The organism is Pseudomonas sp. LBUM1664 (assembly GCF_059695895.1).
Map to the genome: position 1 here is coordinate 1847292 of NZ_CP166791.1, position 23727 is coordinate 1871018.

The 23727-nt window shown below is 60.9% G+C and carries 23 protein-coding genes; all 23 read left to right on the forward strand.

Annotation, left to right across the window (positions count from 1 at the left end; all coding sequences use genetic code 11):
- The first annotated feature begins 151 nt into the window (after window positions 1–151).
- The 23 genes from ACA047_RS08795 to flhF all read left to right on the forward strand — a co-directional run bounded on the left by ACA047_RS08795 (window position 152) and on the right by flhF (window position 23693).
- Window positions 152–1627 (forward strand): sigma-54 dependent transcriptional regulator, encoded by a 1476-nt coding sequence (locus ACA047_RS08795; RefSeq protein WP_497358477.1) that lies wholly within the window; start codon window positions 152–154, stop codon window positions 1625–1627.
- 110 nt (window positions 1628–1737) lie between these two features.
- Complete coding sequence (locus tag ACA047_RS08800) at window positions 1738–2946, forward strand: sensor histidine kinase (protein WP_497358479.1); 1209 nt, start codon at window positions 1738–1740, stop codon at window positions 2944–2946.
- 5 nt (window positions 2947–2951) lie between these two features.
- Entirely contained in the window at window positions 2952–4340 is a 1389-nt protein-coding gene (gene fleR / locus ACA047_RS08805) for a sigma-54-dependent response regulator transcription factor FleR (protein ID WP_497358481.1), read from the forward strand.
- A 194-nt stretch (window positions 4341–4534) separates the two neighbouring features.
- Entirely contained in the window at window positions 4535–4861 is a 327-nt protein-coding gene (fliE, locus tag ACA047_RS08810; protein ID WP_497358483.1) for a flagellar hook-basal body complex protein FliE, read from the forward strand.
- A 15-nt stretch (window positions 4862–4876) separates the two neighbouring features.
- Entirely contained in the window at window positions 4877–6661 is a 1785-nt protein-coding gene (gene fliF / locus ACA047_RS08815; protein WP_497358485.1) for a flagellar basal-body MS-ring/collar protein FliF, read from the forward strand.
- Window positions 6654–7673 carry a flagellar motor switch protein FliG gene (fliG, locus tag ACA047_RS08820; RefSeq protein WP_003199086.1) on the forward strand — a complete coding sequence of 340 codons (1020 nt, stop codon included), beginning with the start codon at window positions 6654–6656 and terminating at the stop codon, window positions 7671–7673. Before fliF ends, fliG begins: the two co-directional genes overlap by 8 nt.
- Window positions 7674–7680: 7 nt before the next feature.
- On the forward strand, window positions 7681–8526 hold the full coding sequence (gene fliH, locus ACA047_RS08825; RefSeq protein WP_497358487.1) for a flagellar assembly protein FliH: 846 nt from the start codon (window positions 7681–7683) through the stop codon (window positions 8524–8526).
- Window positions 8516–9874 (forward strand): flagellar protein export ATPase FliI, encoded by a 1359-nt coding sequence (fliI, locus tag ACA047_RS08830; RefSeq protein ID WP_497358489.1) that lies wholly within the window; start codon window positions 8516–8518, stop codon window positions 9872–9874. Before fliH ends, fliI begins: the two co-directional genes overlap by 11 nt.
- A gap of 6 nt (window positions 9875–9880) precedes the next feature.
- The gene (fliJ, locus tag ACA047_RS08835; protein ID WP_497358491.1) at window positions 9881–10330 is read left to right on the forward strand and encodes a flagellar export protein FliJ; all 450 of its coding nucleotides are present in this window, start codon (window positions 9881–9883) and stop codon (window positions 10328–10330) included.
- A 104-nt stretch (window positions 10331–10434) separates the two neighbouring features.
- Window positions 10435–10740, forward strand: coding sequence for an STAS domain-containing protein (locus ACA047_RS08840; RefSeq protein WP_497358493.1), 306 nt, complete (start codon window positions 10435–10437; stop codon window positions 10738–10740).
- Window positions 10741–10745: 5 nt separating this feature from the next.
- Window positions 10746–12452, forward strand: a complete 1707-nt coding sequence (locus ACA047_RS08845) for an ATP-binding SpoIIE family protein phosphatase (protein ID WP_497358495.1) — start codon at window positions 10746–10748, stop codon at window positions 12450–12452.
- Window positions 12453–12483: 31 nt separating this feature from the next.
- The gene (locus ACA047_RS08850; protein WP_497358497.1) at window positions 12484–12828 is read left to right on the forward strand and encodes an Hpt domain-containing protein; all 345 of its coding nucleotides are present in this window, start codon (window positions 12484–12486) and stop codon (window positions 12826–12828) included.
- An 87-nt stretch (window positions 12829–12915) separates the two neighbouring features.
- Entirely contained in the window at window positions 12916–14289 is a 1374-nt protein-coding gene (locus ACA047_RS08855; protein WP_497358499.1) for a flagellar hook-length control protein FliK, read from the forward strand.
- A 227-nt stretch (window positions 14290–14516) separates the two neighbouring features.
- Entirely contained in the window at window positions 14517–15032 is a 516-nt protein-coding gene (gene fliL, locus ACA047_RS08860) for a flagellar basal body-associated protein FliL (protein WP_497358501.1), read from the forward strand.
- A gap of 9 nt (window positions 15033–15041) precedes the next feature.
- Window positions 15042–16010, forward strand: coding sequence for a flagellar motor switch protein FliM (gene fliM, locus ACA047_RS08865; RefSeq protein ID WP_497358503.1), 969 nt, complete (start codon window positions 15042–15044; stop codon window positions 16008–16010).
- A gap of 53 nt (window positions 16011–16063) precedes the next feature.
- Window positions 16064–16522 carry a flagellar motor switch protein FliN gene (gene fliN, locus ACA047_RS08870; RefSeq protein ID WP_047226255.1) on the forward strand — a complete coding sequence of 153 codons (459 nt, stop codon included), beginning with the start codon at window positions 16064–16066 and terminating at the stop codon, window positions 16520–16522.
- Window positions 16523–16549: 27 nt separating this feature from the next.
- The gene (gene fliO / locus ACA047_RS08875; protein ID WP_497360271.1) at window positions 16550–16960 is read left to right on the forward strand and encodes a flagellar biosynthetic protein FliO; all 411 of its coding nucleotides are present in this window, start codon (window positions 16550–16552) and stop codon (window positions 16958–16960) included.
- On the forward strand, window positions 16960–17709 hold the full coding sequence (fliP, locus tag ACA047_RS08880) for a flagellar type III secretion system pore protein FliP (protein WP_497358505.1): 750 nt from the start codon (window positions 16960–16962) through the stop codon (window positions 17707–17709). The genes fliO and fliP overlap by 1 nt, the downstream gene beginning before the upstream one ends.
- A gap of 21 nt (window positions 17710–17730) precedes the next feature.
- Window positions 17731–18000: a flagellar biosynthesis protein FliQ gene (gene fliQ / locus ACA047_RS08885; protein WP_497358507.1), complete on the forward strand. Its 270-nt coding sequence runs from the start codon at window positions 17731–17733 to the stop codon at window positions 17998–18000.
- Window positions 18001–18004: 4 nt separating this feature from the next.
- Window positions 18005–18787, forward strand: a complete 783-nt coding sequence (fliR, locus tag ACA047_RS08890; protein ID WP_497358509.1) for a flagellar biosynthetic protein FliR — start codon at window positions 18005–18007, stop codon at window positions 18785–18787.
- Between the two features lie 3 nt (window positions 18788–18790).
- Entirely contained in the window at window positions 18791–19927 is a 1137-nt protein-coding gene (gene flhB / locus ACA047_RS08895) for a flagellar biosynthesis protein FlhB (RefSeq protein ID WP_497358511.1), read from the forward strand.
- A 275-nt stretch (window positions 19928–20202) separates the two neighbouring features.
- Window positions 20203–22332, forward strand: coding sequence for a flagellar biosynthesis protein FlhA (gene flhA, locus ACA047_RS08900; protein ID WP_497358513.1), 2130 nt, complete (start codon window positions 20203–20205; stop codon window positions 22330–22332).
- 11 nt (window positions 22333–22343) lie between these two features.
- Window positions 22344–23693, forward strand: a complete 1350-nt coding sequence (gene flhF, locus ACA047_RS08905; RefSeq protein WP_497358515.1) for a flagellar biosynthesis GTPase FlhF — start codon at window positions 22344–22346, stop codon at window positions 23691–23693.
- Window positions 23694–23727: the final 34 nt, after the last annotated feature.

The window sequence follows — 23727 nt, forward strand, 5'->3', positions numbered from 1 at the left end:
CAAGTGCGCCATAAATTTGACTGTGCACGGTTTTTTGACTTAACTAGTAGCTGTATCCAGATTGAAGGCGTCTACAGGCATGACAAGTCTGCAAGCGTCCAGCTTGCCCCCTGATTCCGGGCATTGAGTTGACTAGGGAAGTTGCTATTGCATGTGGCGTGAAACCAAAATTCTCTTGATCGATGACGATAGCGTCCGCCGCCGCGACCTGGCGGTGATCTTAAATTTTCTTGGCGAAGAAAATTTACCTTGCGCAAGTCATGACTGGCAGCAGGCCGTCGGCTCTTTGTCGTCCAGTCGTGAAGTCATTTGTGTCCTGATCGGGACCGTAAATGCTCCCATAACTCTCTTGGGCTTGCTAAAGACACTCTCCACTTGGGATGAGTTCCTTCCGGTTTTGTTAATGGGCGAAAATTCTTCCATTGACCTGCCTGAAGACCAGCGCCGCCGGGTACTTTCGACCCTCGAAATGCCGCCCAGCTACAGCAAATTGCTCGATTCGTTGCATCGCGCCCAGGTTTATCGCGAGATGTACGACCAGGCCCGTGAACGTGGCAGGCATCGCGAACCCAATCTTTTCCGTAGCCTTGTCGGCACCAGCCGGGCGATCCAGCATGTGCGCCAGATGATGCAGCAGGTGGCCGACACCGACGCCAGCGTACTGATCCTGGGTGAGTCGGGTACCGGCAAGGAAGTGGTTGCGCGCAATCTGCATTACCACTCCAAGCGCCGCGAAGCGCCGTTCGTGCCAGTCAACTGTGGCGCGATTCCGGCCGAGTTGCTGGAGAGCGAACTGTTTGGCCACGAGAAGGGCGCCTTCACTGGCGCGATCACCAGCCGGGCCGGGCGTTTCGAACTGGCCAACGGCGGCACGCTGTTTCTCGATGAAATCGGCGACATGCCACTGCCGATGCAGGTCAAGCTGCTGCGGGTCTTGCAAGAGCGCACCTTCGAACGCGTGGGCAGCAACAAGACCCAAAGCGTCGATGTGCGAATCATTGCCGCGACCCACAAGAACCTCGAGACCATGATCGAGGTCGGCAGCTTCCGCGAAGACCTTTATTACCGCCTCAACGTATTCCCGATTGAAATGGCGCCGCTGCGTGAGCGGGTCGAAGACATCCCGCTGCTGATGAACGAGTTGATTTCGCGCATGGAGCACGAAAAACGCGGCTCGATTCGTTTCAATTCGGCGGCGATCATGTCGCTGTGCCGTCATGGCTGGCCGGGCAACGTCCGTGAGCTGGCCAACCTGGTGGAGCGCATGGCGATCATGCACCCCTATGGGGTGATTGGCGTGGTCGAGTTGCCGAAGAAATTCCGCTACGTCGATGACGAAGACGAGCAAATGGTCGACAGCCTGCGCAGCGATCTGGAAGAGCGGGTGGCCATCAACGGCCACACGCCGGATTTCGCCGCCAATGCCTTGCTGCCACCGGAAGGCCTGGACCTCAAGGATTACCTGGGAGGCCTGGAACAGGGGCTTATCCAGCAGGCCCTGGACGATGCCAACGGTATCGTGGCCCGTGCAGCGGAACGCCTGCGCATCCGTCGTACCACCCTGGTGGAGAAGATGCGCAAGTACGGCATGAGCCGTCGCGAAGGAGATGAACAGGCGGATGATTGACGCCTGTTTTGCAACCGCCTGATTTTCAGGCGGTTTTTTTTCGGCACGGGTATTGCTATAGCCCTCGCAACGTTCCGTTTAACTGACGGTCAGCCAAGCGAGAGAGCACGATGACCCAAGTCGCCCAGATGTCTCCTGTCCCCGAATCGGAGCACATGCCGTCCGCCGAGCAGGCAAGCCGGCTTGGACTTGAGCAGGCATTTTCGCTGTTTAACCAGATGTCCAGCCAACTGACTGATTCCTACAGCCTGCTCGAAGCCCGGGTCACCGAGCTCAAGGGTGAGTTGGCCGTGGTCAGTGCCCAGCGCATGCAGGAGCTGGCGGAAAAGGAGCGCCTGGCCAATCGGCTGCAGAATCTCCTCGACCTGTTGCCTGGCGGCGTCATTGTCATCGACGCGCACGGTCGCGTGCGCGAAGCCAACCCGGCGGCCTGCGAGCTGCTGGGCTTGCCGCTTGAAGGTGAGCTGTGGCGGCTTGTCATCGCCCGCTGCTTCGCCCCCCGCGAAGACGACGGCCATGAAGTGTCCCTCAAGGATGGTCGGCGCCTGTCCATCTCGACGCGCTCGCTGGATGCCGAGCCTGGTCAATTGGTGCTGCTCAACGATCTGACTGAAACCCGTCACCTGCAAGACCAGCTGGCCCGCCATGAACGGCTGTCTTCCCTGGGGCGCATGGTGGCGTCGCTGGCTCACCAGATTCGCACGCCATTGTCTGCCGCCCTGTTGTACGCCAGTCATCTGGCCGAACAGCAACTGCCGGTGGAAACCCAGCAGCGATTCGCCACACGCCTGAAAGAACGCCTGCACGAGTTGGAACATCAGGTGCGCGACATGCTGGTATTCGCCCGTGGCGAGTTGCCATTGACGGACCGCATAACCCCCAAGGCTTTGCTGCAGTCGTTACAGGCCGCTGCGTTGACCCATGTGCGCGATTTGCCGATCCGCTGGCAGTGCGACAGCCATGCCGGTGAAGTGCTGTGTAACCGCGACACCCTGGTGGGCGCGGTGTTGAACCTCATTGAAAACGCGATCCAGGCCGGCGGTCGCGATGTCCGGTTGAAGGTGCACTTATACACGCGCGACAACGCTCTGCGCTTGTGTGTCAGTGACAGTGGCGACGGCATCGGGCCGGCCGTGTTGGCGCGTCTGGGCGAGCCATTTTTTACCACCAAGACCAACGGAACCGGCCTTGGCCTGACCGTGGTCAAGGCCGTGGCCCGCGCTCACCAGGGAGAATTGCAATTGCGCTCGCGGCTGGGGCGTGGGACCTGTGCGTTGATGCTCTTGCCGCTGTTTTCCAATGCGCCGAGTGTGGAGTAAAGGCAATGGCGATCAAGGTGTTACTGGTTGAGGATGACCGGGCCCTGCGCGAAGCGCTGGCCGATACGCTGGTGCTGGCCGGGCACGATTACGTCGCCGTTGGTTCGGCAGAAGATGCATTGCTGGCGGTGGGGCGGGAAGCGTTCGGCCTGGTCGTCAGTGACGTCAACATGCCAGGCATGGACGGTCATCAATTGCTCGCGCTGTTGCGCATGCGCCAGCCACAACTGCCGGTATTGCTGATGACGGCCCATGGCGCCGTCGAGCGGGCGGTGGACGCCATGCGCCAAGGGGCGGCGGATTATCTGGTCAAGCCGTTCGAGCCCAAGGCGCTGTTGGACTTGGTGGCTCGCCATGCCCTGGGCAGCCCAGCCGTTGAAGGGGAGGGGCCGGTGGCGCTCGAGCCGGCCAGCGCGCAGTTGCTGGAATTGGCTGCGCGGGTCGCTCGCAGCGATTCCACGGTGTTGATTTCCGGCGAGTCCGGCACCGGCAAGGAAGTGCTGGCGCGCTACATTCACCAGCAATCCCGGCGCGCCAGTGAACCGTTCATTGCCATTAACTGTGCGGCGATTCCCGACAACATGCTCGAGGCCACGCTGTTCGGTCATGAAAAGGGGTCGTTCACCGGCGCCATCGCGGCCCAGGCCGGCAAGTTCGAACAAGCCGACGGCGGCACCATTTTGCTCGATGAAATTTCCGAAATGCCCCTGGGCCTGCAGGCCAAGCTATTGCGTGTGTTGCAGGAGCGAGAAGTGGAGCGGGTCGGTGCGCGCAAGCCCATCAGCCTGGACATTCGCGTGGTGGCGACCACCAACCGCGACCTGGCCGGCGAAGTGGCGGCGGGGCGCTTCCGTGAAGACCTTTACTACCGTTTGTCGGTGTTCCCGCTGGCCTGGCGTCCGTTGCGCGAGCGCACCGCCGATATCCTGCCGCTGGCCGAGCGTCTGCTGACCAAGCACGTCAATAAAATGAAGCATGCGGCGGCCAAGTTGTCGCCGCAGGCCCAGGCCTTTCTGATTGCCTACCCCTGGCCCGGCAATGTACGGGAGCTGGATAACGCGATTCAACGAGCGTTGATCCTGCAGCAGGGCGGTGTGATCCAGCCAGAGGATTTCTGCCTGACTGGCCCGGTGGCCTGTGCGCCATTGCCTGTGCCGTCACCGGCACCGGCGTTCGCGCCCCCGGTGGAAGTGGAGGGCGAGTCGGCCGGCGCGTTGGGAGACGACCTGCGTCGGCGCGAATTCCAGATGATCATCGACACCCTGCGGGCCGAGCGCGGTCGTCGCAAGGAGGCGGCCGAACGCCTGGGGATCAGCCCTCGCACCCTGCGTTACAAGCTGGCGCAAATGCGTGACGCCGGAATGGACGTCGAGGCCTATCTGTTCGCCAGTTGAACCTTGTGGCGAGGGAGCTGGTTCGCGCTTGAGCGCGAAGCTATCGCCAACGTAGTAGCTACACCGCGTGGCGTCGGATGCGCCCGCGCGCGCATTTGTTTCTCGTGGCCATGGAGCTGGCACCCTTGTTGCTAACACCTAGATACCCGCTGAGTAAGTGTCAAAAAAATGCGGGCCGCCAGAGAGAGTAGACCATGAGCCAAGGTATTGAATTTAATCGGTTGATGCTGGACATGCGGGCCATGCAAATGGACGCCATGGCGCAGCCCAAATCGGTCGCGGTCCCTGAAGTGGGCGGCAGCAGCTTTTCCGACATGCTCGGTCAGGCTGTCAATAAAGTGAATGATACCCAGCAGGCATCAAACCAGTTGGCCAGTGCTTTCGAGATTGGCAAAAGTGGTGTCGACCTGACGGACGTAATGATCTCTTCGCAGAAAGCCACTGTCTCGTTTCAGGCGTTGACCCAGGTTCGCAACAAACTGGTTCAAGCCTACCAAGACATCATGCAGATGCCGGTCTAAGGAAACTATTGAGTCATGGCAGAAGCAGCCGTAGATAACGTTCCGGCCAAGGGTACTCCGCCAGACGGCAAGCCGCCGCTGTTCGGTCTGTCCTTCCTGGAAAATCTCTCCGAGATGACCATGTTGCGTCAGGTCGGCCTGTTGGTCGGCCTGGCTGCCAGCGTGGCGATTGGTTTCGCCGTGGTGCTGTGGTCCCAGCAGCCAGACTACCGTCCGTTGTACGGTAGCCTGGCGGGCATGGACGCCAAGCAAGTCATGGAAACCCTGGCTTCCGCCGACATTCCTTATACCGTCGAACCCAATTCCGGTGCCCTGCTGGTCAAGGCCGACGACGTGGCTCGTGCACGCCTCAAGCTCGCCGCCGCCGGCGTGACCCCAACCGATGGCAACATTGGTTTTGAGATCCTCGACAAGGATCAGGGCTTGGGCACCAGTCAGTTCATGGAAGCGACCCGTTATCGTCGCGGCCTGGAAGGTGAGTTGGCGCGCACCATTTCCAGCCTGAACAACGTCAAGGGTGCCCGTGTGCACCTGGCGATTCCGAAAAGCTCGGTGTTTGTGCGCGACGAACGCAAGCCGAGTGCTTCGATTCTGGTAGAGCTGTATTCGGGCCGCTCCCTGGAGCCAGGCCAAGTCCTTGCCATCATCAATCTGGTGGCGACCAGCGTGCCTGAGTTGAGCAAATCGCAGATCACTGTGGTCGACCAGAAAGGCAACCTGTTGTCCGATCAGGCGGAAAACTCCGAACTGACCATGGCCGGCAAGCAATTCGATTACAGCCGTCGCATGGAAGGCATGCTGACCCAACGGGTGCACAACATCCTGCAACCGATCCTGGGGAACGATCGCTACAAGGCCGAAGTGTCGGCCGATCTGGATTTCAGTGCCGTCGAGTCGACGTCCGAGCAGTTCAACCCGGATCAACCGGCGCTGCGCAGCGAACAGTCGGTGAACGAGCAGCGCACCGCCAGCAATGGCCCGCAAGGCGTACCCGGTGCCCTGAGCAACCAGCCGCCGTCGGCCGCCAGCGCGCCACAAACCACCGGTGGTGCCTCCGCAGCCGCCGGCATGGTGCAGCCAGGCCAACCGCTGATCGATGCCAATGGCCAGCAAATCATGGATCCGGCCACCGGCCAGCCGATGTTGGCGCCGTACCCGGCTGACAAGCGTCAGCAGTCGACCAAGAACTTCGAGCTCGACCGTTCCATCAGCCACACCAAGCAACAGCAGGGCCGTTTGACTCGCCTGTCGGTAGCCGTGGTGGTGGACGATCAGGTCAAGGTCAACGCGGCCAACGGCGAAACCAGCCGGGCGCCGTGGAGCACCGACGAATTGGCGCGCTTCACTCGCCTGGTACAGGACGCCGTCGGTTTCGACGCCAGTCGTGGCGACAGCGTCAGCGTGATCAACGTGCCGTTCTCCACTGAGCGTGCTGAAGTGGTCGCCGATATTCCGTTTTATTCGCAACCCTGGTTTTGGGATGTGGTCAAGCAAGTATTGGGTGTGCTGTTCATCCTGATACTGGTGTTTGGCGTGCTGCGTCCGGTGCTCAACAACATCACCGGTGGCGGCAAGAGCAAGCAGTTGGCAGGTTTGGGTGATGTAGAGCTGGGAGGCATGGGCGGCCTGGATGGCGAATTGGCCAACGATCGCGTCAGCCTCGGCGGGCCGCAGAGCATTCTGCTGCCAAGCCCGAGCGAAGGCTATGACGCTCAGTTGAACGCCATCAAGAGTCTGGTGGCAGAAGACCCGGGTCGTGTGGCCCAGGTCGTGAAAGAGTGGATTAACGCAGATGAGTGATAATCGAGCCGCTGTTGCCAAATTATCCCGGGTCGACAAAGCCGCGATTTTGCTGCTGTCCCTGGGGTCGACCGATGCCGCTCAAGTACTGCGCCACATGGGGCCCAAGGAGGTGCAACGTGTGGGCGTGGCCATGGCGCAGATGGGCAACGTGCACCGTGAGCAGGTCGAGCAGGTGATGAGTGAGTTCGTCGACATCGTCGGCGATCAGACCAGCCTGGGCGTCGGTTCCGACGACTACGTGCGCAAAATGCTCACCCAGGCCCTGGGCGAGGATAAGGCCAACGGCCTCATCGACCGGATTCTGCTGGGTGGCAATACCAGCGGCCTGGACAGCCTCAAGTGGATGGAGCCGCGCGCGGTTGCCGACGTGATCCGTTACGAGCACCCGCAGATCCAGGCGATCGTGGTGGCTTACCTCGACCCGGACCAGGCCGGTGAAGTGCTGGGCAACTTCGACCATAAGGTGCGGCTGGACATCATTCTGCGGGTGTCTTCACTGAACACCGTGCAGCCAGCGGCCCTGAAAGAATTGAACCAGATTCTCGAGAAGCAGTTCTCGGGCAACTCCAATGCCTCGCGCACCACCCTGGGTGGTATCAAGCGTGCGGCCGACATCATGAACTTCCTCGACAGTTCGATCGAAGGTCAGTTGATGGACTCGATTCGCGAGTTCGACGAAGACCTGTCCGGTCAGATCGAAGACCTCATGTTCGTGTTCAACAACCTGTCCGATGTCGACGACCGCGGTATTCAGGCGCTGTTGCGCGAAGTGTCCTCCGATGTGCTGGTGTTGGCCCTCAAGGGTTCGGACGAAGGCGTCAAGGAGAAGATCTTCAAGAACATGTCCAAACGGGCGGCCGAACTGTTGCGCGACGACCTCGAGGCCAAGGGCCCGGTGCGCGTCAGCGATGTGGAAACCGCACAGAAGGAAATCCTCACCATCGCCCGCCGTATGGCCGAAGCCGGAGAGATCGTTCTCGGTGGCAAGGGCGGCGAAGAGATGATCTAAGGTCGTTATGTCTGCCAAGAGTGATGATTCGCCCAGCGACCTGATCCGCGCCCGGGATGTCGGCGGTTTCGACATCTGGTCGCTGCCCAGCTTCGACCCCCACGTGCCGGTGCCTGAGCCTGCGGCTGTTGAAGCGCTGCCGGAAATGGAGGAAGTGCCGCTGGAGGAAGTCCAGCCGCTGACCCTCGAAGAAGTCGAGAGCATTCGCCAGGAGGCCTACAACGAAGGCTTCGCCATTGGCGAGAAGGAAGGCTTCCACAGCACTACGCTCAAGGTCCGTCAGGAAGCCGACGTGGCGCTGACGGCCAAGCTGCGGGCGTTGGAGTCGCTGATGCTCAACCTGTTCGATCCCATCGCCGAGCAGGATACCCAGATCGAAAAGTCCCTGGTCGGGTTGGTGCAACACGTCGCCCGGCAAGTGATCCAGCGTGAACTGGCCATCGATTCGAGCCAGATCGAACACGTCATGCGCGAAGCCCTCAAGCTATTGCCGCTGGGTGTCGGCAACGTGCGGCTGTACATCAATCCCCAGGATTTCGAACTGGTCAAAGCCCTGCGCGAGCGCCATGAGGAAACCTGGCGCATCGTGGAAGATGAATCGTTGCTGCCGGGCGGTTGCCGTGTGGAAACCGAGCACAGCCGCATCGATGCAACAGTCGAAACCCGCATCAGCCAGATCATGGCCAAGCTGTTCGACCAACTGCACGATCACGCCATGCACCCGACAGCCGCTGATTTGAGCCTGGAATTGCCGGACGAGCCCAAGGTTGCGGCCAGTATTGATCCGGACGGCGCGGAGCCGGATCTCTCGCCATTGAATACGTCTAAATTGGACGGCCGCGATGCGCCTTGAGCGAACCAGCTTCGGCAAGCGCCTGGGCAGCTACGCCGAGGTTACCGAACTGGCCGGCCAGCCGGTCCTGGAGGGGCGTCTGCTGCGCATGGTCGGCCTGACCCTTGAAGCCGAAGGCCTGCGTGCCGCCATGGGCAGTCGCTGCATGGTGATCAACGACGACAGCTATCACCCGGTGCAGGTCGAAGCTGAAGTGATGGGCTTTTCCGGCAGCAAAGTATTTTTGATGCCGGTGGGCAGCGTGGCCGGCATCGCGCCTGGCGCACGGGTAGTGCCCCTGGCCGACACCGGTCGGCTGCCCATGGGCATGGCGATGCTCGGGCGAGTGCTTGACGGCGCCGGGCGTGCCCTGGACGGCAAGGGCGGCATGAAGGCCGAAGATTGGGTGCCGATGGACGGCCCGACGATCAACCCTCTTAACCGCGACCCCATCAGCGTACCGCTGGACGTGGGCATTCGCTGCATCAACGGTTTATTGACGGTTGGGCGCGGGCAGCGTCTTGGCCTGTTCGCCGGTACCGGGGTGGGCAAGAGTGTGCTGCTGGGCATGATGACCCGCTTCACCGAGGCCGACATCATCGTGGTAGGGCTGATCGGCGAGCGGGGCCGCGAGGTGAAGGAATTCATCGAGCACATCCTCGGCGAAGAAGGGCTCAAGCGTTCGGTTGTAGTGGCTTCGCCGGCGGACGACGCACCGCTGATGCGCCTGCGGGCTGCCATGTATTGCACGCGCATTGCCGAGTATTTCCGTGACAAGGGCAAGAACGTCCTGTTGCTGATGGATTCACTGACCCGTTTCGCCCAGGCCCAGCGGGAAATCGCCCTGGCCATTGGCGAGCCGCCGGCCACCAAGGGTTATCCGCCCTCGGTGTTTGCCAAACTGCCCAAACTGGTGGAGCGCGCCGGTAATGCGGAAAAGGGCGGAGGTTCGATCACCGCGTTCTATACCGTGCTGTCCGAAGGTGACGACCAGCAAGACCCCATCGCCGACTCGGCACGGGGCGTGCTCGACGGTCACATCGTGCTGTCTCGGCGCCTGGCTGAAGAAGGTCATTACCCGGCCATCGACATCGAGGCGTCCATCAGCCGGGTCATGCCGTCGGTTGTCAGTGCCGAGCACATGAAACGTGCTCAACAGTTCAAGCAATACTGGTCGCGCTATCAGCAAAGCCGTGACCTGATCAGCGTCGGCGCCTACGTGCCCGGCGGTGACCGCGAGACCGATACCGCCATCAACCTTTATCCGGCAATGGCCGTTTATCTGCGCCAGAGCCTGAACGACAACATCGGCATGGGCGCCAGCGAGGCGCACCTGCAGAGCATCTTTACCCCGATTGCCGGCGGGTAACCGGTCATGGCCACGAGTCGTGCGGCGCGCCTGGCGCCGGTGGTGGACATGGCGGAAAAAGCCGAGAAAGCCGCCATCCAGCGGCTGACGTATTTTCGGGGCCAGGTGGTCGTCGCCGAAAGTAAACTGGCGGACCTGGAAAACTTTCGCCTCGAATATCAGGAACAGTGGATCGCCCGTGGCAGCCATGGTGTTTCCGGACAGTGGCTGCTGGGTTACCAAGGGTTTCTGGCGCAGTTGGGCACCGCTATCGACCAGCAGCGCCAGAGCTTGATCTGGCACCAGAACAATCTGGAGAAGGCCCGCCAGAGTTGGCAGGAAGCCTTCGCCCGGGTCGAAGGGCTGCGCAAACTGGTGCAGCGTTATATCGACGAGGCACGGCGATTGGAGGACAAGCGCGAGCAAAAACTGCTGGATGAACTGTCCCAGCGTCTGCCGCGTCAGGATCCATATTAATTATGAAACCCGGAGTTTTGTCGGATGAATGATCTCGAACCTTGCTCAGACCTCTACCAGATGCTACACCTTGTACACGTATGTCCATGACAAGGAAGCCGAACATGTCAGTTGAAACAGAAGTATCCCCCGATGGGCAAAAGCTGACGATTTCGATCAAGGGTCGATTCGATTTCGGGCGGCATCAGGAGTTTCGTGAGTCTTATGAAAGGCTCAACACGAAGCCCGAGTCCATTGTGGTGGATCTCAAAGACGCTACTTATCTCGACAGTTCTGCCTTGGGCATGCTCTTGCTGTTACGCGATCATGCCGGTGGCGACGAGTCGGATATCCGTGTCGTCAACAGCAACAGTGACGTCAAGAAAATCCTCGCGATCTCCAACTTCGACAAACTGTTCGATATCAGTTGATCGCCATGCAATCGTCATCGGAGCCGCTGACGGTCCTGATTGCCGAAGACAGTGCCGCTGACCGACTGCTGTTGTCGACCATCGTTCGCCGTCAGGGTCATCATGTGCTCACCGCGGCCGATGGTGCCGAGGCGGTCGAGGTCTATCTGGAACAGCGTCCGCATCTGGTGTTGATGGACGCGATGATGCCGGTGATGGATGGCTTCGAGGCGGCGCAAAAGATCAAGCAATTGGCTGGGGACCAGCTGGTCCCGATCATTTTTCTCACCTCGTTGACCGAAAGCGAAGCGCTGGCCCGTTGCCTGGAAGCCGGTGGTGACGACTTTCTGGCCAAGCCCTATAACCAGGTGATCCTGGCCGCCAAGATCAAGGCCATGGACCGCTTGCGTCGGTTGCAAGCCACGGTCGTGGAGCAGCGCGACCAGATCGCCCGGCACCATCACTACCTGCTTAACGAGCAGCGGGTCGCCAAGGCCGTGTTCGACAAGATCGCCCATTCCGGCTGCCTGAGTGCGCCGAACATCCGTTACCTGCAATCGCCTTATGCCTTGTTCAATGGTGATCTGCTGCTGGCTGCGTTCAACCCGGCCGGCGACATGCATGTCCTGCTGGGGGATTTCACCGGGCATGGTTTGCCGGCGGCGGTCGGCGCGATGCCGCTGGCGGAAGTGTTCTACGGGATGACCGCCAAAGGCTACGGCCTGGCGCAGATCCTGCGGGAGATGAATGCCAAGCTCAAACGCATCCTGCCGGTAGACATGTTCTGTTGCGCGACCCTGTTATGCCTGAGCTTCCAGCGCTGCACGGTGGAGGTCTGGAACGGTGGCATGCCCGATGGTTACCTGCATGACAGCCTCAGCGGCGTGCGCACGCCATTGCCGGCGCGGCACCTGCCGTTGGGCGTGCTTACGCCTCAGTTATTCGATGACCGCACCGAAGTGCACCCCATGGCGCTGGGCGACCGGGTGTTCCTGTTGTCCGATGGCGTGATCGACACCAGTGACGACAATGAACAACTGTTCGGCGTGGCGCGGTTGCAACAGGTGTTCGCGGCAAACCGTGAACCCGACCTTCTTTTCGAGGACATTCAGCAGGCCCTGCGGGACTTTCGCGGCGAGGCTCGGGACGACTTCAGCATGGTCGAGGTGCGGTTGGTCGCGCCGACGCAACTCAACCCGCCACCGCCGGTCTATTCCGATAGCGGCCAGTCCAGCCCGCTGGACTGGTCGGTGAGCTTCGAGTTTCGGGCGCAGACCCTCAAGCGGTTCAACCCGATGCCGTACCTGATGCAGTTGCTGCTTGAGGTTCATGGGCTCAGAGCTCAGAGTGGCGCGCTTTACAGCGTGCTCTCGGAGCTCTACTCCAATGCCCTGGAGCACGGGGTGCTGGGGCTCGATTCGAGCATCAAGCGCGATGCGTCGGGTTTTGCCCGGTACTACACGCAGCGCAGCGCACGCCTGGATGAACTGAGTGCCGGTCACGTGCGGGTGCATTTGCACGTCACGCCCCACGGCGACGGTGGTCGCCTGGTCATCGAAGTCGAAGACAGCGGCCAGGGCTTCGATGTCGCTCGGGTACTGTCACAGCCGCTGGAGAGTGATCGGCTGTCGGGGCGCGGCGTGAGTCTGGTTCGTCAGTTGAGCCATCAGGCCAACTGGTCCGACGATGGTCGTAGTGTCCGCGTGGAGTTTTTTTGGGAGGCTCTGGCATAATCGGCGCCATTCTTGATCAGGGAGCGAACAAGTGAGTGAAATTCATCTGGACCGCGATGTGCTTAGCACATTGAAAGAAGTCATGGAGGAAGGGTATCTGGAGTTGCTGGATACATTTCTCAACGATTCCGAAGCACGCCTGCGTGTATTGCATGAGGCCCGGGACGCTGAAAAACTGAGCGCCACGGCCCACAGCTTCAAAGGCAGCAGCAGCAATATGGGCGCCATCCGCCTGGCCGAGCTGTGTGGTGAGCTGGAGCAGCGTGCCAAACAACCGTCGTTGGGCGGCATCGAGAAGCTGGTCAGCGAAATCGACAACGAATTTGCCCATGTTCGAAATCTTTGCAGGGAAGAGCGCGAAGGCTTCCACTGCTGAAGTTTGACCGTCGTGCAGACGTTGGCTCGCCCCTTGCATTGCTTGTCTCGACTGCACCTATGATTCCAGTGCAGCGGAGACTTTAATATGCCCGTTACCTCCAATACACTGCTTCAGGCCGCTGCCCAGGCAAAGCCTCAGGCCAAGCCCCAAGCCGCCGTCAATTCACCGGCAGCGGCCCCGGAACGCGGGGATAAAGCCTCCAACTTCGCGCAGGTCTTTGCCCGGCAGGCGCCCCTCAAGTCGTCGGCGGCTCCTGAGCCAGCGGTGAAATCGGTACGCGACAAGACTTCTGACAACACCGTCAAAAAGGACGTCAGCGACGACACCGCTGCCGCCCGGGAACCGACGGTTGCCGATAGCGGCAAACCCTTGCCCGCCGACAAGCCGGACACTGCCGACGACAAGACAGCCAGTGACGACAGCGCCGACACGGCTCAAACCCCGGTAGCGGAGGCTGCCCCTGTTGATCCGACAGTGCTGCCTGGCATGGTTGTGCCGGTCGTTACCGCGGAGCCTGAACCTGCGCCTGTCGTCGTCACGACTGAGGCGCCAGTCACCGCTGCGGTGTTGGCTCCGGTTGTCCCGCTGACCACGCCGGCCCAGGCTGCGGTCCCCGCGGTCGATCCGGAATTTGACCCGCAGGCCGATCCACTCGATGCATTGCCGGCCTTGCGGCTGGCGATGGAGCAGGGCGGTCATGTTTCCGCTTCCAGCCAGGCGCAGTCCAAAACCGCCGCTGCGGCATCGCTCGACGGTGAGCCGACTTCGGCTCAGACCTTCGCTGCGGGCATGGCGAGCATGCTCACCGTTCAAGCCGATCAGAACAGTACCGACTCTGGCAGCCAGGGCGGTGACAAGGCGTTCAGCGGCTTGATCAGTGAAGGTCTCAAGGATCTGACCGCCGCTACCAGCGATACCCGCGTGGATGATTTCGCCAACCGTCTGGCAGCGCTCACCCAGGCCGCCACGCCAAAAACCGCCAACGCGATGCCGGTCAACCAGCCTATCGCGATGAATCAGAGTGGTTGGACCGAAGAGGTGGTCAACCGGGTGATGTACCTGTCCAGCGCCAATCTCAAGGCGGCCGACATCCAGTTGCAACCCGCCGAGCTCGGGCGCCTGGATATTCGAGTGAGCATGGTTCCTGATCAGCAGACTCAGATCACGTTCATGAGCGCCCATTCCGGCGTTCGCGAAGCCCTCGAAGGCCAGATGCAGCGTCTGCGGGACGGTTTTACCCAGCAGGGCATGGGCCAGGTCGACGTCAGCGTGTCCGATCAGTCTCGCGGCTCGCAGGACCAGAATCAGCAAGCGCAGCAGCAGGCCCAGGCCGGCCGTATGACGTCCGGTGGTGGGCGTGTGGATTCGGCAGATGAAAACCTGCCGGCCAGCATCGCTGAAGTGGCGGCCAATACCGTCAGTGTGATCGGCTCGAGCGCGGTCGACTACTACGCCTGATCAGACACAGCACAAACCTTGTGGGAGCGGGCTTGCTCGCGAATGCGATGTAACATTAAACACTTATGTTGGCTGTCACACCGCATTCGCGAGCAAGCCCGCTCCCACATTGATTGGCGTTCGCCCGATCACTCACCATCGCCCTCCCTCCCGCCACTTCTGGCATAACACTTGCTCCTGCCTTGTCATGCAACAGTGAAAACCCCGATTAGTGACGGATTATTGGCATGGCGAAGAGTGAAGAGGCAGCTGTAAAAGACCCTGTAAAAGACCCTGCAACCAAAGGCAAGCTCAAGCTGATCATCATGATCGTGGTGGGTGTGCTCCTGGCGATCGGTGTGTCCGTGGGGGCGACCTGGTATTTCATGCACAGTGCTCAAAGCAAGCCTGCGGTGGCGGCCGAAGTCGCGCCGGTGGGCAAGCAGCCGGCGATTTTCGAGCCCATGGCGCCAGCCTTCGTGGCTAACTACACCCAAAACGGTCGTCAACGCTACATGCAGGTCAGCATTACCTTGGTGGGGCGCAACCAGGCCGACCTGGAAGCGCTGCGAATGCACATGCCGCTGATCCGCAATAACCTGGTGATGCTGTTTTCCGGACAGAATTTCGACACGCTGGCCACACCCGTCGGCCAGGAAATGCTGCGTCAGAAAGCCACGGCCAGCGTGCAGGAAGTCGCTCAGAAAGAGCTCGGCAAAGTGGTGATCGAACAGTTGCTCTTCACTAACTTCGTATTGCAGTAGGAACACGACATGGCCGTGCAGGACCTGTTGTCCCAGGACGAAATCGACGCGCTGTTGCATGGTGTCGACGACGGCCTGGTGCAAACCGAAAACGCTGCTGAACCGGGCAGCGTCAAAAGCTACGACCTGACCAGCCAGGATCGCATCGTTCGCGGACGGATGCCGACCCTGGAGATGATCAACGAGCGTTTCGCCCGATACACCCGCATCAGCATGTTCAACATGCTGCGTCGTTCGGCCGACGTGGCGGTCGGTGGTGTGCAGGTGATGAAATTCGGTGAATACGTGCACTCTCTGTACGTGCCCACCAGCCTCAACCTGGTGAAGATCAAACCGTTGCGCGGCACGGCGTTGTTCATCCTCGACGCCAAACTGGTGTTCAAGCTGGTGGATAATTTCTTCGGCGGCGACGGCCGTCACGCCAAGATCGAAGGGCGTGAGTTCACCCCGACCGAGCTGCGGGTGGTGCGCATGGTGCTGGAGCAGGCCTTCATCGATCTGAAGGAGGCCTGGCAGGCGATCATGGAAGTGAACTTCGAGTACATCAACTCGGAAGTGAACCCGGCCATGGCCAACATCGTCGGCCCGAGCGAAGCCATTGTGGTCTCGACCTTCCACATCGAACTCGACGGCGGCGGCGGCGACCTGCACGTGACCATGCCGTACTCGATGATCGAGCCGGTGCGCGAAATGCTCGACGCCGGTTTCCAGTCGGACCTCGACGACCAGGACGAGCGCTGGATCGGCGCTCTGCGCCAGGACGTACTGGATGTCGATGTGCCGATCGGCGCAACGGTCGCCCGGCGTCAACTGCGCCTGCGGGACATCCTGCACATGCAGCCGGGGGACATCATCCCCGTCGAAATGCCTGAAAGCATGATCATGCGCGCTAATGGCGTACCGGCCTTCAAGGTCAAGATGGGCTCTCACAAGGGCAACCTGGCGTTGCAGGTGATCGAGCCAATCGGACGCCGCTGAGCGGTGTCGAACCCTTACGTTTTTAACTGATTTTTGCCCGCCGAGGACAAATGATGGCTGACGATATGAATACCCAGGATGACCAGGCGCTGGCCGACGAATGGGCTGCGGCCCTGGAAGAAACCGGCGACGCCGGGCAGGCCGACATCGACGCCTTGCTGGCGGCCGATACCGGCGCTCACGCTTCCAACCGCCTGCCGATGGAAGAGTTTGGCAGCGTGCCCAGAAGTAACGAACAAGTGACGTTGGACGGACCGAACCTCGACGTGATCCTCGACATCCCGGTGTCGATTTCCATGGAAGTGGGCAGCACCGACATCAACATCCGCAACCTGCTGCAGCTCAACCAGGGCTCGGTGATCGAGCTGGACCGCCTGGCTGGCGAGCCGCTGGACGTGCTGGTCAACGGCACACTGATCGCCCATGGCGAAGTGGTGGTGGTCAACGAGAAGTTCGGCATTCGCCTGACGGACGTGATCAGCCCGAGCGAACGCATCAAGAAGCTGCGCTGAGTGAAAGGTCTCTTCGCAGCAGCCTTGATGCTGCCGTTCAGCGTACTGGCGGCCGAACCGGTGGCCACTGCGACCGTCGCGCCGGCGGTTGGCAGTGGCGTGGCCGGGCAATTGGCGCAACTGGTGCTCGGCCTGCTGCTGGTGCTGGGGTTGATCTTCTTCCTCGCCTGGCTGTTGCGGCGTGTGCAGCAGGCGGGGCCGGTCGGCAAGGGGCAGGTGATCGACATCGTCGGGTCCCGTGCGCTCGGCCCGCGGGACCGGCTGGTGCTGGTGCAGGTCGGCAACGAGCAGATTTTGCTGGGCCTGAGCCCAGGCTCCATTACTGCGCTGCATGTGCTCAAGGAGCCGGTGCAGGTGTCTCCCACCGAGCAGGCCGCCCCCGAATTTGCTCAGCGGCTCATGGAGTTGCTGGGTAAAGATCAGAAGGATAAAAAGTAATGCCGTTGCGCATTCTGTTGGCGCTGGCCCTGCTGCTGGCCGCGCCGTTGGCGTTCGCCGCCGACCCGCTGTCGATCCCAGCCATCACGCTGGGTACCAATGCCCAAGGGGTTCAGGAGTACTCGGTCAGCCTGCAGATTCTGCTGATCATGACGGCGCTGAGCTTCATCCCGGCGTTCGTCATGCTGATGACCAGTTTTACCCGGATCATCATCGTCTTTTCGATCCTGCGCCAAGCCCTGGGCCTGCAACAGACGCCGTCGAACCAGATTCTCACCGGTATGGCGCTGTTCTTGACCATGTTTATCATGGCTCCGGTGTTCGATCGGGTGAACCAGGATGCGCTGCAACCTTACCTGGCGGAAAAACTCAGCGCTCAGGATGCCGTGGCCAAGGCCGAAGTGCCGATCAAGGATTTCATGCTGGCCCAGACCCGCAGCAGCGACCTGGAGCTGTTCATGCGCCTGTCCAAGCGCACCGACATCGCCAGTCCTGATCAGGCACCCTTGACCATCCTGGTGCCAGCGTTCGTGACGTCCGAGCTGAAAACCGCGTTCCAGATCGGTTTCATGATTTTCATCCCGTTCCTGATCATCGACCTGGTGGTCGCCAGCGTGCTGATGGCCATGGGTATGATGATGCTGTCGCCGCTGATCATTTCCCTGCCGTTCAAAATCATGTTGTTCGTGCTGGTGGATGGCTGGGCGTTGATTATCGGCACCCTGGCGAGCAGTTTCGGCGGTGTTTAGACCTTTTGCAGGTAGGGCGATATGACTCCTGAAGTGGCGGTAGACCTGTTCCGCGAAGCGCTCTGGCTGACGACCATGATGGTCGCGGTGCTGGTGATTCCCAGTCTGTTGGTGGGGCTGCTGGTGGCGATGTTCCAGGCCGCGACCCAGATCAACGAACAGACCCTGAGCTTCCTGCCGCGCCTTCTGGTAATGCTGGTGACGCTGATCGTCGCCGGTCCCTGGATGGTACAAACCTTCATGGAATACATCCTGCATTTGTACGGCAGTATTCCGCAGTTGATCGGCTGACCTGATGTCCTTGCTCGCGCTGACGGACACCCAGATCAGTTCCTGGGTGGCATCGTTCGTCCTGCCACTGTTTCGCGTCACCGCGGTGTTGATGAGCATGCCGGTCTTCGGCACGACCCTGGTGCCGCGCCGCGTGCGTATGTATTTCGCCCTGGCGATCACGGTGGTCATCGCGCCAGGGCTGCCGCCGATGCCGCCAATCCACGCGCTGGACCTCAGCGCGTTGATGCTGGTGGCCGAGCAGATCCTTATTGGCACCTTGATGGGCTTCTCGCTGCAGCTGTTTTTCCAGGCGTTCGTGGTCGCCGGGCAAATCATCTCGATCCAGATGGGCATGGCCTTCGCGTCCATGGTCGACCCTACCAACGGCGTGACGACGGCGGTGATCGGGCAGTTCCTGACGATGCTCGTGACCTTGCTGTTTCTGGGCATGAACGGGCATCTGGTGGTATTTGAAGTGTTGACTGAAAGCTTTACCACGTTGCCGGTGGGCAGTGCCATGCTGATCAATCATTTCTGGGAGATCGCCGGCAAGCTCGGTTGGGTGCTGGGGGCGGCGATGGTGCTGGTATTACCCGCGATCACCGCGCTGCTTATCGTCAACATCGCGTTTGGCGTGATGACCCGGGCGGCGCCGCAGCTGAACATTTTCTCCATCGGTTTCCCGCTGACCCTTGTGCTGGGCATGGTGATTTTCTGGGTCAGCCTGGGGGATATTCTCAACCAGTATCAGCCGCTGGCCACCCAGGCCTTGCAGTTGCTGCGCGACATGGCACAGGCACGCTGAACCATGGCCGAAAGCGAGAGTGGTCAAGACAAGACAGAAGACCCCACGGACAAGCGCAGGCGTGAGTCCCGGGAGAAGGGTGAGATCGCGCGCTCCAAGGAGCTCAACACCCTGGCGGTGATGCTGGCCGGGGCGGGCGGTCTGCTGATTTACGGCGGTGGGCTCGCCTTGGACCTGCTGGAAATCATGCGTCTGAATTTTTCCCTGCCCCGCGAAGTGCTGCTCACGCCGGGCTCCATGACGCAGTACCTGCTGCACTCGGGCAAGATCGCGATTGTGGCGGTACAGCCGATTCTGATGTTCTTGCTGTTTGCCGCTTTTGTCGGTCCGATTTCCCTGGGTGGCTGGCTGTTCGCTGGTGGGAGCCTGGCCCCCAAATTCAGTCGGATGAATCCGGCCTCTGGCCTCAAGCGCATGTTTTCTACCTCGGCGCTGATGGAGCTGCTCAAGGCCTTTGGAAAATTCCTGATGATCCTGTCAGTAGCGTTGGCGGTGCTGCAGTCCGACATCGACGATCTGCTGCGCATTGCCCACGAGCCGCTGGAGCAGGCTATTATCCACAGCGTGCAGCTGGTGGGCTGGAGTGCGTTGTGGATGGCCTGCGGCCTGATTCTGATCGCCGTCATCGACGTGCCGATCCAGCTGTATCAGAGCAAGCAGAAGCTGATGATGACCAAGCAGGAAGTGCGCGACGAGCACAAGGATTCGGAGGGCAAGCCGGAGGTCAAGCAACGGATTCGCCAGTTGCAACACGAGGTGTCTCAGCGGCGAATGATGGCGGCGATCCCCGACGCCGACGTGGTCATCACCAACCCGACCCACTACGCCGTGGCGCTCAAGTACGATCCTGAAAAAGGCAACGCGCCGGTGTTGCTGGCCAAGGGCAGCGATTTCCTGGCGTTGAAGATCCGTGAGATCGCCGTGGCCAATGAAGTGATGCTGCTCGAGTCTCCGGCCCTGGCGCGGTCGATTTACTACTCCACTGAACTCGACCACGAAATCCCCGGTGGCCTGTACTTGGCCGTGGCCCAGGTGCTGGCCTATGTCTACCAGATCCGACAGCACCGCACTGGCAAGGGCAAGCGCCCCGAGCCTCTCAAGGATCTGCCGATTCCGCCGGATTTGCGGCGCGATTCCTGATGGTTGCATTGGCAGTGCAGGCCAATCCAAACCTCTGTGGCGAGGGAGCTTGCTCCCGCTGGGCCGCGTAGCGGCCCCTGCTCTTTGGCGGTTGCTGCGCAACCGAGCGGGAGCAAGCTCCCTCGCCACGAAGATCACCTATCCTGTGCAAGCAAGCCCGCCCCACAGAAACCTTCTATTTCAGCCGCTGACAAAAGTTGGAAGGCTTCTTGCAATACCCCGTTTGCGCCCGTTCCGGGCGTCAAAAGTTTGCTTCACAGGAACGGGGATTATTGGTGGATCGCTCTCAGTTATTCAGCACCGCGCGCAGCAATGTCGTAGACCTCAGCCGGGGTAATCTGGGCGTGCCGCTGTTGCTGCTGGTCATGCTCGCCATGATGATGCTGCCGGTGCCGCCGTTCCTGCTGGACGTGTTCTTCACGTTCAACATCGCGTTGTCCATCGTGGTGCTGCTGGTGTGTGTGTATGCCCTGCGGCCGCTGGATTTCGCCGTCTTCCCGACCATTCTGCTGGTGGCGACGCTGATGCGCCTGGCGCTGAACGTGGCGTCGACCCGCGTGGTGATGCTCCACGGCCAGGATGGACACGCGGCCGCCGGTAAGGTGATCCAGGCCTTCGGTGAAGTGGTGATCGGCGGTAACTACGTGGTCGGTATCGTGGTCTTCGCCATTTTGATGATCATCAACTTCGTCGTGGTGACCAAGGGTGCCGGGCGGATTTCCGAGGTGAGCGCGCGTTTCACCCTCGATGCGATGCCCGGCAAGCAAATGGCGATCGACGCCGACCTCAACGCCGGTCTGATCGACCAGAGCCAGGCCAAGCTGCGTCGTCTGGAAGTGGCCCAGGAAGCCGAGTTCTACGGTTCCATGGACGGTGCCAGTAAGTTTGTGCGCGGTGACGCCGTCGCCGGCCTGCTGATTCTGTTCATCAACCTGATCGGCGGCATGGCCGTCGGTATCTTCCAGCACGGCATGTCCTTCGGCGACGCCGGCAAGGTTTACGCCCTGTTGACCATCGGTGACGGTTTGGTGGCGCAATTGCCATCACTGTTGTTATCCACAGCCGCCGCGATCATGGTGACCCGCGCTTCGGGCTCCGAAGACATGGGCAAGCAGATCGGCCGGCAAATGTTCGCCTCGCCCAAGGCTCTGGCCGTGGCCGCCGGCCTGATGGCGGTGATGGGCCTGGTGCCCGGGATGCCACACTTCTCGTTCCTGAGCATGGCGGCCCTGGCGGCGGGTGGTGCCTACCTGTTCTGGAAGAAGCAGAGCGTGCAGCAAGTCCAGGCGCTGCAAGAGGTCAAGCGTCAGCAGGAAATGCTGCCATCGCCGGCCCGGGCCATGGAAACCAAGGAACTGGGTTGGGACGACGTGACGCCCATCGACATGATTGGCCTGGAAGTCGGTTATCGCCTGATTCCATTGGTCGACCGCAACCAGGGTGGCCAGTTGCTGGCGCGAATTAAAGGCGTGCGCAAGAAGCTGTCCCAGGACCTGGGTTTCCTGATGCCCACCGTGCATATTCGTGACAACCTCGACCTGGCGCCCAGCGCCTATCGCCTGACGCTGATGGGCGTGATCCTGGCTGAAGCCGAGATCTACCCGGACCGCGAGCTGGCGATCAACCCGGGGCAGGTCTATGGCTCGCTCAACGGCATCACCGCCAAGGATCCGGCTTTCGGCCTGGAAGCGGTGTGGATCGAAATCAGCCAGCGGGCCCAGGCCCAGTCCCTCGGCTACACCGTGGTGGACGCCAGTACCGTGGTGGCGACCCACTTGAACCAGATTCTGTACAAGCACTCCAGCGAGCTGATTGGCCACGAAGAAGTCCAGCAACTCCTGCAAGTACTGGCCAAAGGCTCGCCGAAGCTGGCCGAAGAGTTGGTGCCAGGTGTGGTTTCGCTGTCGCAGTTGCTCAAGGTGTTGCAGGCGCTGTTGGCTGAACAAGTGCCGGTGCGCGATATTCGCAGTATTGCCGAGGCCATAGCCAACAACGCTTCCAAGAGTCAAGATACCGCCGCCCTGGTGGCCGCGGTGCGGGTCGGCGTATCCCGCGCAATCGTCCAAAGCATTGTAGGCACTGAGGCTGAGCTGCCTGTGATCACTCTGGAGCCCAGGTTGGAACAGATATTGCTCAATAGTCTGCAGAAGGCAGGACAAGGCTCGGAAGAGGGTGTTCTGCTGGAGCCAAGCATGGCCGAGAAGCTGCAGCGTTCGTTGATCGAAGCAGCCCAGCGGCAAGAGATGCAAGGCCAACCGGTGATCCTGCTGGTGGCCGGTCCGGTTCGCGCGATGCTCTCGCGATTCGGACGCCTCGCGGTCCCGGGGCTGCATGTGCTGGCGTACCAGGAAATACCGGACAACAAGCAAGTGACCATCGTTGCGACAGTAGGGCCCAACGGCTGAGGTAGTGGTTTATGCAAGTGAAGCGTTTTTTCGCCGCCGATATGCGTCAGGCCATGAAGCTGGTTCGTGACGAGCTGGGCGCTGAAGCCGCCATTATCGGTAACCGTCGGATCGCCGGCGGTGTCGAGCTGACGGCGGCTCTGGATTACAAATTATCGGCGCTGGCCCCGCGGGTTCCCAACATGGAGCTCGAGGATGAGCTGCGCAAGACCCAGTCCCGCATCGCCAGCGCCCAGGCCGAATTGAGCCTGCGCAGCACCGAAGGCGAGGCTGTCGCGGGCAGCAATCGTCAATTGTTCGCCGGTCAGCCACTGACCGCCGGCCTGCCCTTGACCGCTGCCGAACCGCTGATCGAGCAGGCCCAGGCCGAGCCGCGTCGTCCGGCACCGGCGCAGGCAGCGCCAGCCAAGGGTGTCGACTCGCGTGCCCTGGACTCGATGCGCTTCGAACTCAATAGCCTGCGTGAACTGATGGAAGTTCAGCTCGGCTCCCTGGCCTGGAACCAGCTGCAAGGCAGCCGTCCGGCCCAGGCCAATCTGTGGCGTCGCCTGCAACGCATCGGTCTGTCCGGCCCGTTGTCCCGGGACCTGTTGGCGCTGATCAACGGTATCGAAGAGCCTCGTCAGGCCTGGCGCATGTTGCTGGCGCACCTGGCGCGAATGATCGCTACACCGGAAGTCGAGCCGCTGGAAGAGGGCGGGGTGATTGCCATGGTCGGCCCTGCCGGCATGGGCAAGACCACCACCCTGGCCAAGCTCGCTGCCCGTTATGTACTCAAGTATGGCGCCCAGAGCATTGCGCTGGTGAGCATGGACAGTTACCGCATCGGCGCCCAGGAGCAACTCAAGACCCTGGGTCGGATCCTCAATGTGTCGGTGACCCACGTGGATCCGGGCCAGTCCCTGGCCCAGGCGCTGGAGCCATTGCTGCGCAAGCGCGTCGTGCTGATCGATACCGCCGGCCTGCAAGCCAGCGATCCGGCCTTGCGTCTGCAGCTCGAAAGCCTGGCCGGGCGCGGTATCCGGTCAAAAAATTATCTCGTGTTGGCAACCACCAGCCAGAAACAGGTTCTAACCGCCGCCTACCACAGCTACAAACGCTGCGGGCTGGCCGGTTGTATCCTGACTAAGCTGGACGAAACGGCAAGCCTGGGCGAGGTGTTGAGCCTGGCGATCGGTCATGAACTGCCGATCGCCTACCTGACTGACGGGCCGCGGATCCCGGATGATTTACATCTGCCGCGCCGTCATCAATTGGTCAGTCGTGCCGTAAGTGTGCAAATGCAGGAAGAACCCAGCGAAGAAGCCATGGCTGATATGTTCGCTGATATCTACCACAGTCCGACCAAGCAGGTCGGCTGAGGTAATCATGAATATTTTTTGTACCTACATCGAT